The sequence below is a fragment of the Acinetobacter seifertii genome, assembly GCF_000368065.1.
In the GTDB taxonomy this organism is placed as follows: domain Bacteria; phylum Pseudomonadota; class Gammaproteobacteria; order Pseudomonadales; family Moraxellaceae; genus Acinetobacter; species Acinetobacter seifertii.
In genome coordinates, this window is record NZ_KB851200.1 from 994,192 (window position 1) to 1,006,621 (window position 12,430).

Below are 12,430 nucleotides of genomic sequence, written 5' to 3' on the forward strand. Positions count from 1 at the left end.
TCTTTTTTGCTTCACACACATTTAAATTTCGATTTAAATGTGTGTCTTGACTCTGATCTTAAACACTGAGATGACGATGCAAAACTCGGAACAGACGACTTCTGTAGAAAGTTCGTTGCAAAAGAAAAAATTTTTAAACACCAATAAGCCTTTGTTTATTGGTGCTGCTATTTTAATGAGTGGTTGTTTTGCGCTCGGCTATACAATTGGGCACCGTCAAGGTTTAACTGTTGTAGGTTACGATGCAGATGCAGAGCAATTGGTTGAAGTAGTGCAAAAACAAAAAACAGCGTTAGATGCAGTTAACAAAAGCCTGAATGCTGCAGTACAAGAGCGTGATGTTGCTGTTACAAATGCGAATGACTTGTTTACAGCACTTAATCAAGCCAATGCTGATAAAACACAACAACAAGGTATGAGTACTATCTACCGTGAAATTTTAAGACAACGTGGTGGTTTAAGTTTAACCATTCAGGATTTGGCAATTAAACCACTACCAGAAAATGCTTATGAATATCAGCTTGATCTGGTGCAAGTTAGCCCGAGCAAACGCCGTGCTTCAGGTTCAGTTGAAATAAGACTGATTAAAGATACTGAAGTCTTGGTTGTGCCACTTGAAGATAAGAACTTTAACTTCACTGATTTTGAGCGTTTGACTGGCCGTTGGACAATGCCTAAGGGCTTTACACCTCAATATATTGAAGTGCGTTTAACAGGTGGTTCTGAGACACCAGTGATTAAACGTTTTAGTTGGCAGCGTGGTAAACCTGTCGAAACACCTTCTGCTTTTGTTGCAGAAATTCCTCAAGCTGAAGCAAATTCACAATAGTAACATCATATGCGAACAAATAAGCGTCAAACAAATTTAAAAGATATTAAGGCTTCTTTTCAGCAGTCTGGCTATGTCGATTGGCACTTCAATCCACGCTTAAGTGATTCGCAAAACGAAGATCATGACGGAGAGGTTGTTGTTCAAACAGCACCTCCCGAACTCAAGCGTCCACCCTTATATGCAGTAGTATTATTGAACGACGATTACACGCCAATGGACTTTGTAATTGAAATTTTACAACAATACTTTGCAATGAATCTTGACCAAGCAACTCAAGTAATGCTAACAGTACACTATGAAGGTAAAGGTACTGCCGGGGTATATCCAAGAGACATCGCGGAAACCAAGGCAAACCTTGTTAATAATTACGCTCGATCGCAAGGTCATCCATTACTTTGCCAGATTGAGCCTAAAGCATAAGGGGGTCACATGCTCAGTCGTCAATTAGAAGTATCATTACGTTTGGCTGTTAGCATGGCTCGTCAAAAGAGACATGAGTTTCTTACAGTTGAACACTTACTATTAGCCTTACTCGATAACGATTCGGCTGTGAATGCATTAAAGGCATGCGGTGCTGATATTGTTTCTTTACGTAAAGAATTAGAAGAATATGTAGAACAACATACTCCTAAGCTTGGCGAAAATAGCGAGCAAGCTCCACATCCAACTGAAAGTTTCGACCGCATTTTGCAACGTGCAATTTTCCACGTTCAATCGAGTGGTGGTGATCGTACTGTTGAAGGTGCGGATGTTTTGGTCGCAATGTACTCAGAGCGTGATTCTTTTGCTGTTTATTTACTTAAACGTCATCAAATTAATCGTTTGACTTTGACTCAATACTTGTCTCATGGGACGCGTAAAGACGAAGTTCAGGTTGAAGAAGAAGTTGAAGACATTGAGGGTGAAAGCAATTCAGGCAATGCAGGGCCATTGGAACTTTATACGCTCAATTTAAATGTTGAAGCGCAAAAAGGAAAAACAGACCCACTTATTGGCCGTGAAAAAGAAATTGAGCGTACAGCGCAAATTCTTTGCCGCCGTCGTAAAAACAACCCATTGCTAGTGGGTGATCCAGGTGTAGGTAAAACTTCCATTGCAGAAGGCCTTGCTTGGCTCATCGTAAATGGTAAAGCACCAAAACCACTGAGCAATGCAGAAGTCTATAGTCTCGACATTGGCGCATTGGTAGCAGGTACAAAATACCGTGGTGATTTTGAAAAACGTTTAAAACAATTGCTGAATGCTTTGAAGAAAAATCCAAACGCGATTTTATTCATTGATGAAATTCATATGATTATTGGTGCAGGCTCAAGTATGGGCAGCACTATGGATGCATCGAATCTCATTAAACCAGCTTTGGCAAATGGTACTTTACGTTGCATTGGTTCAACGACTTTCCAAGAATATCGTCAGGTATTTGAAAAGGATCATGCGTTATCTCGTCGTTTCCAAAAAATTGACGTAAATGAACCAAGCATTTCTGAAACTATCGATATTTTACGTGGCTTGAAAACCAAGTTTGAAGATTTCCACCACGTACAGTATGACGACAAAGCTTTGGTTTCTGCGGTTGAGCTTTCTGCGAAATTTATTAATGATCGTTTCTTGCCAGATAAAGCAATTGATGTCATTGATGAAGCAGGTGCTCAGCGTCGCTTGAAAGCAGAAAGTGAAGACAGCTTAATTACTGTTGAAAATATTGAAGACATCGTTTCTAAAATTGCGCGTATTCCGCCTAAGACTGTATCTAAAGATGATAAATCAGTACTTGAAAATCTTGAGCGTGACCTAAAACGTGTTGTCTTTGGTCAAGACGAAGCAATCACTGCTTTGGCTTCTGCAATCAAGTTGTCACGTGCTGGTTTGAAATCGCCAGATAAACCTGTTGGTAGCTTTGTGTTTGCTGGCCCAACGGGTGTTGGTAAAACTGAAGTTACTAAACAATTAGCGAAATTGCTAGGCGTTGAGCTTGTTCGTTTCGATATGTCTGAGTATATGGAACGTCATGCTGTTTCTCGTTTAATTGGTGCTCCTCCAGGTTATGTAGGTTATGACCAAGGTGGTTTGCTCACAGATGCGATCCATAAAAATCCGCATTGTGTCTTGTTGCTTGATGAAATTGAGAAAGCACATCCTGATGTGTTTAATCTGTTGTTGCAAATCATGGACCATGGTGCGTTGACAGACAATAATGGTCGTAAGTCAGACTTCAGAAATGTCATTATTGTATTGACCACAAACATTGGTGCAGAAAGTATTTCACGTGCAAGCATTGGATTTACAGAGCAAGACCATAGCTTAGATAACCAAGATGCAATGAAGCGTGCATTCTCACCAGAGTTCCGTAACCGTTTAGACAGTGTTATTCAGTTTAAAGCTTTACCAACCACAGTAATTGAATCTGTAGTTGATAAATTCTTAACAGAATTACAAGCACAGTTAGATGAAAAACGTGTGGTTCTAGATGTAGATCAAAGTGCGCGTGACTGGTTAGCAACCAATGGTTATGATCGTTTAATGGGTGCTCGCCCAATGCAACGTCTTATTCAAGAACACTTGAAGAAACCATTAGCTGAAATGATTCTGTTTGGTGAACTTGCAGATCATGGCGGTAATGTGGCGGTATCAGTGAAGAAAGAAGATGGCAAAGCAGTTGGTCTTAAACTTGAAGTTTTTGAAGATCACCATACGGCAGAACCAGCTTAATTTATGTTAATTGATAGTCTTTCTATAACCCGAATACTCAGTGTGTTCGGGTTATTTATTATTACTGCCATCGCTGAGATTTTAGGGTGTTACTTTCCTTATCTTATTTTGAAAGAAGGGAAGTCCGCTTGGTTGTGGTTGCCGACAGTCTTAAGTTTAGCTGTCTTTGTTTGGTTACTTACATTACATCCAGCAGCCTCTGGACGAATTTATGCGGCCTATGGTGGTATTTATATTTTTACCGCGCTGATGTGGCTACGTTTTGTCGATCAGGTTGCTTTAACGAGATGGGATATTTTAGGTGGGTTGATTGTACTTTGTGGTGCCAGTTTGATTATTTTACAGCCGCAAGGATTAATCCGCTAAAAATGAAAGTGGTCAGTTAAGTTTTAAGTGAAAAAGTAAGAAATATTTTCGCAAAAAACACTTGTCAAACTCATCAACAATGCGTATTTTAGATTTAAGGAACATTTTTTAATATTTGAGATAAAGATGTTAAATCAATCTGTGAATTCTAACGCTTACTTTTATTTCTGGCAATTTAGATAGTTGCCTGAGCGTATTCGGGCACGAAAGTTGCCCATCACAGTTAATACCTGATCGGCAACCCCGATCAGGTTTTTTTATGCTTTATCTTTTTCAAATCGAGGAACTCAAAATGAACAACATGACTTATTCATACTTTAGCAACTTTTATTGGTTTTACTTTTGCCTACCTTTGCCAACGAATAGATCCAAAACGCTTAAATAAATGATCGGACTGATTCGGTTTCAGTCCAAAGGAAAAGACCAATGAATGCTTTAAATACTCTACTAACTCAAAGTAATACAAAAGAAACACCAGTTAGTTTACCTGTCCAGTTAAAAGCTAAATATCCGCTTGTGCAGACCTTCGCACGTCAAATTGCAGAACACCGCCAAATTATTCAAAATATTCTTGCTGGTAAAGATCAGCGCTTAATGGTTATTACAGGACCATGTTCAATTCATGACCCAGTTGCGGTTCTTGAATACGCAGAAAAACTGCAAAAATTACAAGAAAAAGTAAAAGATCAAATATTCATTGTGATGCGTGCTTATATTGAAAAGCCGCGTACAACTGTAGGTTGGAAGGGTTATATGTATGATCCAAATCTTGATGGATCATCTAATCTACAATTAGGTTTAGAAAAATCACGTGAGCTTTATTTACAAATTATTGAAAAGGGTTTGCCAATTGCGAGCGAAATTTTAAGTCCAATGGCAACAGGTTATTTCGATGATTTGTTGGCTTGGGGAGCAATTGGTGCTCGTACCAGCGAGTCTCAGATTCACCGTGAAATCTCAAGTCACATGTCATACAGCATTGGTTTCAAGAATGGCACAGATGGTTCAATTCAAATTGCTTTAGATGCTATTCAGTCGGCACAAAATGAGCATCAATTTTTAGGAATGAATCAGCAAGGTTTGCCTTCTGTCATTCAGAGTGCTGGAAACCCATTGCCGCACTTGATTTTGCGTGGAGCAAATCATGGTCCTAATTATGACTTAGCTTCAATTCAGGCAATACGTGAAAAACATAAACAAAATCTTCCTGCTTTAGTTATTGACTGTAGTCATGGCAACAGTGGTAAAGATCCTTTACGTCAACCAGAGGTTTTACAGCAAATCGTTGCTGAGCGCTTAAAAACTCAAGTAAAGGGTGTCATGATTGAAAGCCATTTAGTTGATGGTAATCAGAAAATTTCATGTGAAATGACTTATGGTCAGTCAGTGACAGATGGTTGTTTAGGCTGGGATAAAACGGAGCAGCTTTTGTTAAGCGTTGCTGAGCAATTAAAAGCAAATGAGTTAGCTCATTCTGCTTAATATTTTATAGATTTAAAAAAAGGATCTGTTTTAGCAGATCCTTTTTTTATTTTAAGAAGCATATTTCAGTTCGGATAAAAATGTAGTGATTTCATGGCCGAACTTTTTCGGTTCGGTTAATAATGGCGTGTGACCTGAGCGCTCGAAATAAATTGCTTTTGCATTTTCAACACTGTGTGCAATAAGTGTTTGACCAGTTTCTGGGTAAAGTGTCGAATTACGACCAATAAAGAAAGTAGTAGGGCACTGTAATTGTTGAAGCGCCTCACGATAATCTTCATTGTGAAAAAGATAATTTTCGACATACCAAAATAAGTAGTCTAAACGTTGAATGGGTAATAGATACTTCTGTAAAAAAGGTTGTTTTAAAGCCGTTTTAAAAACAAATGGGCTAAATGGATTGTTGCTTTGCAATTCAATAAAATCTACCCATAATCGTACAAGTTCCTGACGGTCTGGAAGCGATAATTCATAAAGGTATTTAGCATTTTTGTGTTTTGATAATAATTGATAAATATCATTGAGCAGTTGTTTAAATTGAACATGTAGCGGGCCAAATAAACCATATTGCCACGTCGAATCTACTGATATTTTTGGAGTTTGATCGATATGTAAATAAGCTTTTAATTGCTGCGCCAGATGAGCATGCTTCATACCATGCATTGCTGTGGTAGCGCCCATTGAGTAGCCCATTAAAATAAAGTTATCAAGTTTTAGTTGTTCAATTAAATGAGCGACATCTTGCCAATGACTAGAAATGGCATCTTGCTCGGGAATTGCACAATTTTTTGAACCGCCAAAACCACGCCAGTCAGGAATAATAAACTCGTATTCTTTACGATTTGCATAGATAAAAGGTAGCCATTGCCAACTCTGCATACCTAATCCAGATAATACTAATACCGGTTCACCACGACCAACACGGCGTACAAATAAACTTTCCTGATCGGGCATGGTGTAATAAGGCATGTTTATTCTCCAGATACGTTATCTTGAGCAAAAAGTTTTAATTGAGGAATGACTTGTTCTAACCATTTGATCCATTCAGTTTCCATGGTAATACCGAGCTCCAAAATCATTTTGTGGATATATAGCACTCGATTATTCAAGTCATCGTTATCTTTAAAATCTTTATCATAAATACTTTGATAAAGCTTAAGCTTTTCTTTGTGTAAACCAAGATGTCGCAATAGTTCGGGCAATATTTGATTATTGCTCAATTGTGCTTCTGCACGCAATCTTACCATTAAGTCATCTCTAAGCTGTGCAGGTTCACTTTGCTGTGTCATCCATGAAGCCAGTTCTATACGCCCAAGTTGTTCGACCTGATAAGTTTTTTTTCGGCCACTATCCATCTCATTTTCTAAAGTAGAGACCCAGCCTTTTTTAAGCATGTTGTTGAGTTCACGATAAATTTGCTGATGCGTGGCATTCCAAAAAAAGCCCATAGAACGGTCAAAACGGCGAGCGAGTTCAAAGCCAGTGCTTGGACGTTCTAGTAAGCTGGTTAGTAAAACATGGGGAAGTGACATGGCAATCCGTTTGTAAGCAAAAGTAAAGTGTGACTCATAAGATTATGCAACATGTTGCATAAAAGTCAAAATTTGATTATAAATTTGTGCAACAAGTTGCATTAAGCAAGCATATTAGCAAGCCAAGGAGTTATTATGTCGTTATATCCACATTTATTAAAACCATTAGATTTAGGTTTTACGACATTAAAAAATCGCGTATTGATGGGATCTATGCACGTTGGTCTAGAAGAGGCGCCAGGTGGTTACGAACGTATGGCAGCTTTTTATGCAGAGCGTGCTAAAGGGGATGTTGGACTCATTGTTACTGGCGGTATTGCACCCAATCAGGCAGGTTTAACCTTTGCTCATGCTTCTAAGTTAGATAGCACAGAAGAAGCTGAAAAACATAAAGTCATTACCGAAGCCGTCCATGCTGCTGGTGGAAAAATTGCATTACAAATATTACATACGGGCCGATATTCTTATCAGCCTGAAATTGTTGCACCTTCGGCAATTCAAGCACCAATTAACCCAATTAAACCTAAAGCAATGACTTCTGCTGAGGTTCAACAAACCATTGATGACTTTGCAAACTGTGCGAAACTTGCGCAATATGCCGGTTATGATGGCGTTGAAATTATGGGCTCTGAAGGTTATTTAATTAATGAGTTTATAGCAGCCAGAACAAACCATCGTGATGATGAATGGGGTGGTAGCTATGAAAACCGCATTCGTTTTCCTATCGAGATCGTAAAACGCACACGTGAAATAGTCGGTGAAAACTTTATTATTATTTATCGTTTATCGATGCTTGATTTGGTTGAAGGTGGCTCTACTTTAGAAGAAATTATTCAGCTTGCTAAAGCGATTGAAAAAGCAGGCGCTACCATTATTAATACGGGCATTGGCTGGCATGAAGCCCGTATTCCAACAATTGCCACAAAAGTACCAAGAGCTGCATTTACTTGGGTCACCGAAAAATTAAAAGGCGAAGTTTCAGTTCCATTAATTACCTCAAACCGTATTAATACACCTGAAATGGCTGAGCATGTATTAGCATCGGGTCATGCTGATATGGTTTCAATGGCACGTCCAATGCTTGCAGATCCTGAGTTTGTTTTAAAAGCAAGTGAAGGTCGTAGTGATGAAATCAATACCTGTATTGGCTGTAACCAAGCCTGTCTCGATCACATTTTCTCTATGAAAATCGCAACATGTCTAGTGAACCCTCGTGCATGTTATGAAACAGAACTGATTTTTAAAGAAGCACAAAATCAGAAGAATATCGCTGTCATTGGTGCAGGACCAGCAGGTTTAAGTTTTGCTGTATATGCGGCAGATCGCGGACACCAAGTTAAAATTTTTGAAGCAAGCCATCAAATTGGTGGTCAGTTTAATATAGCTAAAACTGTACCGGGTAAAGAAGAGTTCTACGAAACATTACGTTATTTTAATCGTCAAATTGAATTACGTCCGAACATTGAACTTGTATTAAATCATAAAGCGACTTATGAAGAGTTAAGCCAATCAGGCTTTGATGAAATTGTAGTTGCAACTGGTGTAACACCTCGTCAATTACAATTTGAAGGTATTGATCATCCAAAAGTACTGAGCTACTTACAAGTACTTAGAGAGCGTGTGCCAGTAGGTCAACGTGTTGCCATTATTGGGGCAGGTGGTATCGGTTTTGATACAGCTGAATACCTAACCCATGAAGGTGAAAGTGGTAGTTTAAATCCTGAAAAGTTCTATGAAGAATGGGGTATTGATACTCACTATGAACACGTTGGTGGTTTAAAGCAGCCGAAAGTTGAAGCTTCTGAACGAGAAATCTATTTGCTACAACGTAAAGCTTCTTCAGTAGGTGCGGGACTAGGTAAAACGACTGGTTGGATTCACCGTACAGGGCTTAAGAACAGAAACGTGAAAATGTTAGCAGGCGTACACTACGAAAAAGTCGATGATCAAGGTCTTCATATTACGGTTGATGGAAAACCAACAGTGCTTGAAGTTGATAATGTCGTAATTTGCGCGGGCCAAGAATCATTTACTGCAATGTATGACCAATTAAAAGCAGATGGTAAGAATGTTCATTTGATTGGTGGTGCTAAAGAAGCCGGTGAGTTGGATGCTAAACGTGCTATTCGTCAAGGTGCTGAACTAGCAGCGGTTCTTTAATGAGTTAAGTGAGCATTGTCTTAAATAAGAGAATGCTTACTATTAAAACCAATTTGAAGGAAAAGAAAAATGACACTTGAAACAACGAAACAGTCATTAGAAAAATGGCACCACATGATTCAATCAAACGACTTATCGAACTTAAATGATTTGCTCGCAGATGATGTCGTTTTCCGTTCACCGGTTGCTTATAAACCTTATGAGGGAAGACAAGTTGTTTTCTTTATTCTTACTAACGTGATTCAGGTATTTGAAAGCTTTACCTATCACAGAGAATTCTACACAGAAGATGGTGAAAATGTAGTGCTTGAGTTTAGTGCGAATGTAGGTGACAAATCATTGAAAGGGATTGATATGATCCGTTTTAATGAGCACGGTAAAATTATTGACTTTGAAGTAATGATTCGTCCAATGAGTGGTTTAGCTGCATTGGCTGAGCAAATGGGTGCAAGAATTACTCAGTTCAAACCTCAATAGTTTTTTATTAAATAGCCTAAGTTTTTTGAGGTATATTAAATGTGGTTAAAACTTTCAACATTGCTTTTATTGCCTATATTATTTGTGCAAGGCAATAAAGTCCGAAAGAATACTCCACGTTTATTAGAGCCTAAAGGTGAACGAGAAGGTGGTATTGGTCAAGGCAAGCCTTTATCTCTGCTTATTTTGGGAGATTCAGCAGCAGCAGGTGTTGGTGTAGAAAATCAGAAAGATGCTTTGTCTGGTGCTATTATTCAAGAACTGCAAAATGAATTTTCCCTGCAATGGAAACTTCATGCCAAAACTGGTGATACGACCCGACAAGTTTTTCATGCTTTACAGCATTTGGAAGAGCGGAAGTATGATGTAATTGTGACATCTATTGGTGTAAATGATGTTACTAAGTTGACTTCTGCCAAATCATGGATCCAACAACAAAAACAATTATTTGAGCATATTCAGAAACGTTTTCAACCAAAACTGATCATTGTTTCTGGAGTGCCTCCAATGCAACATTTCCCAGCTTTACCCAATCCATTGGCTTGGTTATTTGGGCAATATGCAGAGCAAATGAATCAAAAATTATAGCAATGGTTAGCACCACAGAGCCAGTTTAAATTTCTTCAATATGATATTGAAACTTTTCAAGCCATGAATTTGACAATGGCAAGTGATGGTTTTCATCCTAGTAAGGAAGTTTACGAAATTTGGGGAAGGCAGATTGCAGCTTTAGTGCGTCAATCATTTCACTCATAGTCATAGGTAGTCATTGGATATGGGCATATCTGTTTTTAGTAAAATTAAAGATTTCGGTTCAGAGTTGTTCGATTTAGTATTAGGGGCGGAGCATCCAAAAGTTTATTATGATCCTCAAGGGCAAATAAAAGATGTGTTGGAGAAGCTCCCTCAACTCAAGCAGAAATATCGTCCTACACCTTGGTTGACGAATAATCATGTTCATTTACTCTATTTCGATCTTATTAGAAAACAATCAATAAAATTGGAATATGACCGGATTGATCAACTTACGATGAGTGATGGCGGTATTACCGCAATTGCTTGGTATGGCTATAATTTACCAGCAGATACACCAACGGTTGTAATCATGCATACCATTACAGGTACTCCTGAGAGTATGCGTGAGTTGGTACGCGATTTAAATCAATATACAGGCTGGCGAATTGCATTATGCCTTCGCCGTGGTCACGCAGGTTTACCAATGCCTGTGCCACAAATTTCTCTTTTTGGTTCTACTCGTGATTTAAAAGAACAGCTTGAACATATTCAAAGCTTATTTCCCGCATCAGATTTATATGCGGTAGGTTCATCGGCAGGTACAGGCTTGCTTGTTCGCTATTTGGGTGAGCAAGGTGAAGATACGCCTTTTAAAGCTGCCTTTGCGATGTGTCCAGGTTATAACACGGAAATTGGTTTTAAAAATGTTCATCCTTTTTACAGTAAAATGATGACCAAAAAGCTCTTTAAGTATTTTATTTATCCGTATCAAAATACGTGGAGCAAAATTGCATCTTTAGAAAAAGTTTTATCAACTAACAATTTAGAAGAATTTGAAAAAGAATACTTCGAAATGGCTGGTTTTCAAGATTACGAAACTTACTGTAAATCTATTAATCCAATTTATGTTTTCGAGAATATTAAAATTCCATTAATGATTCTGAATGCTGAAGATGACCCAGTTTGTTCAATTAAAAATTTGGAGCCATATAAAGAGCCAATTCAACAAATGAGTACTGTAGCGGTAGTGACAACTAAAAAAGGGAGTCATTGTGCATTTTATGAAGGGTGGCGTAGCACTTCATGGGCAGCACGTCTCATGTCTGATTATTTTTTAATTGAACGTAATAAATAGGCAATCATCAGATGCATAAAAAAGCCCAGACTTTGGGCTTTTTTTTTTACTTTTTAAGATAAAAGTAGTGATCTATCATTTATTCCAAGTTTTACTTTGGTAGCAGCAACCAGAGCTTTCTCATCTGTCTGGTTGGGGTGAAAGTTAAAACGATAATATTCAAGAAACTTTGGAATTAAAGTTTTATATTGTGTGCTTGCAAAACCAAAAAAGTTGCGCCAAGTTTGAAAATTAGTCAGTTGTTTGTCGCGTTTCATTAAAACAATTTGGTAAATGGTCGAAAAAGCGGTAATCAGGATTAAACTAAAAGTAAATACTGAAATACGTGGAATATAAGCACTTAATCCGTTGCCATATAAATGCTGATATAAGTCAAATGCAACAGCTTTGTGTTCGGTTTCTTCTACGCTGTGCCATAGCCATAAGTTACGAATAGTTGTATCAGTCATAAGCTCATTTACTGATTGCATCATGCTAACTACAAGTACTGCGGTGTAGTGCTCTAAACCAACCGTTACGAGTAAATTCCATTTTTTGCTAAAAACTTTTTCAATACCTTTAAGAATAATCCCTGTTGCTTTTTCTAGAGACTCAGGATTTAAACCATGCTGCTGTGCACTAACATGAAAAGCATGATGCTCCTTAGAATGCATTGCTTCTTGGCCAATGAACGCACCAATCTCTCTGTCTAAAGTTTCATTCTCTTTTGCCTTAGCACGTAAAGCGCGGACAGATCTAACAAAGTATGATTCTCCTTCGGGAAACAAAGTAGAAAGACCTGTGAAATAATGGGTGAGTGAGGGATCGTGATTGCACCAATAACGTGGAATATTTTCAAAATTGTAGTCCATACGACGTACTGGAAAAGAGGCGGGTGCACGGTTTAAAGCTGTTTTCATTTTCTTGCTCCAATCTTTTTATTTGTAAGTTCCAAAAAGGAACTTGTTGATAAAAAGTATAAGTAGATAGGGTTGGAGTCAATGATTTTTGAATGGATGAAACTAG

Annotated in this window: 11 protein-coding genes and 1 pseudogene; 9 read left to right on the forward strand and 3 right to left on the reverse strand. The window is 38.2% G+C overall.

Annotated elements, in window-relative coordinates:
* The first annotated feature begins 70 nt into the window (after window positions 1–70).
* The 5 genes from F985_RS12130 to F985_RS12150 all read left to right on the forward strand — a co-directional run bounded on the left by F985_RS12130 (window position 71) and on the right by F985_RS12150 (window position 5,386).
* Complete coding sequence (locus F985_RS12130; RefSeq protein WP_081401276.1) at window positions 71–829, forward strand: DUF6776 family protein; 759 nt, start codon at window positions 71–73, stop codon at window positions 827–829.
* A 9-nt stretch (window positions 830–838) separates the two neighbouring features.
* A complete protein-coding gene (gene clpS, locus F985_RS12135) occupies window positions 839–1,252 on the forward strand; it encodes an ATP-dependent Clp protease adapter ClpS (protein ID WP_001260033.1) in 414 nt (137 codons plus the stop codon).
* Between the two features lie 9 nt (window positions 1,253–1,261).
* On the forward strand, window positions 1,262–3,538 hold the full coding sequence (clpA, locus tag F985_RS12140) for an ATP-dependent Clp protease ATP-binding subunit ClpA (RefSeq protein WP_004701310.1): 2,277 nt from the start codon (window positions 1,262–1,264) through the stop codon (window positions 3,536–3,538).
* Between the two features lie 3 nt (window positions 3,539–3,541).
* Window positions 3,542–3,904, forward strand: coding sequence for a YnfA family protein (locus F985_RS12145; protein ID WP_004701312.1), 363 nt, complete (start codon window positions 3,542–3,544; stop codon window positions 3,902–3,904).
* A 426-nt stretch (window positions 3,905–4,330) separates the two neighbouring features.
* Window positions 4,331–5,386 carry a 3-deoxy-7-phosphoheptulonate synthase gene (locus F985_RS12150; RefSeq protein WP_004701313.1) on the forward strand — a complete coding sequence of 352 codons (1,056 nt, stop codon included), beginning with the start codon at window positions 4,331–4,333 and terminating at the stop codon, window positions 5,384–5,386.
* 51 nt (window positions 5,387–5,437) lie between these two features.
* On the opposite strand, the gene F985_RS12155 is transcribed toward F985_RS12150, so the two are convergent.
* Complete coding sequence (locus tag F985_RS12155) at window positions 5,438–6,355, reverse strand: alpha/beta fold hydrolase (RefSeq protein ID WP_004701315.1); 918 nt, start codon at window positions 6,353–6,355, stop codon at window positions 5,438–5,440.
* Window positions 6,356–6,357: 2 nt separating this feature from the next.
* Window positions 6,358–6,918, reverse strand: coding sequence for a PadR family transcriptional regulator (locus tag F985_RS12160; RefSeq protein WP_004701316.1), 561 nt, complete (start codon window positions 6,916–6,918; stop codon window positions 6,358–6,360).
* Window positions 6,919–7,053: 135 nt separating this feature from the next.
* On the opposite strand from F985_RS12160, the gene F985_RS12165 reads away from it, so the two are divergent.
* The 4 genes and pseudogenes from F985_RS12165 (at window position 7,054) to F985_RS12175 (ending at window position 11,425) form a co-directional block, all read left to right on the forward strand.
* Window positions 7,054–9,078 carry an NADPH-dependent 2,4-dienoyl-CoA reductase gene (locus F985_RS12165; RefSeq protein ID WP_004701318.1) on the forward strand — a complete coding sequence of 675 codons (2,025 nt, stop codon included), beginning with the start codon at window positions 7,054–7,056 and terminating at the stop codon, window positions 9,076–9,078.
* Between the two features lie 69 nt (window positions 9,079–9,147).
* A complete protein-coding gene (locus F985_RS12170) occupies window positions 9,148–9,555 on the forward strand; it encodes a nuclear transport factor 2 family protein (protein WP_004701321.1) in 408 nt (135 codons plus the stop codon).
* A gap of 39 nt (window positions 9,556–9,594) precedes the next feature.
* Window positions 9,595–10,311 (forward strand): annotated as a pseudogene (locus tag F985_RS0104350) (SGNH/GDSL hydrolase family protein).
* A gap of 19 nt (window positions 10,312–10,330) precedes the next feature.
* Window positions 10,331–11,425: a YheT family hydrolase gene (locus F985_RS12175; protein ID WP_004701324.1), complete on the forward strand. Its 1,095-nt coding sequence runs from the start codon at window positions 10,331–10,333 to the stop codon at window positions 11,423–11,425.
* 53 nt (window positions 11,426–11,478) lie between these two features.
* On the opposite strand, the gene F985_RS12180 is transcribed toward F985_RS12175, so the two are convergent.
* Window positions 11,479–12,324 (reverse strand): metal-dependent hydrolase, encoded by an 846-nt coding sequence (locus tag F985_RS12180; RefSeq protein ID WP_004701327.1) that lies wholly within the window; start codon window positions 12,322–12,324, stop codon window positions 11,479–11,481.
* Window positions 12,325–12,430: the final 106 nt, after the last annotated feature.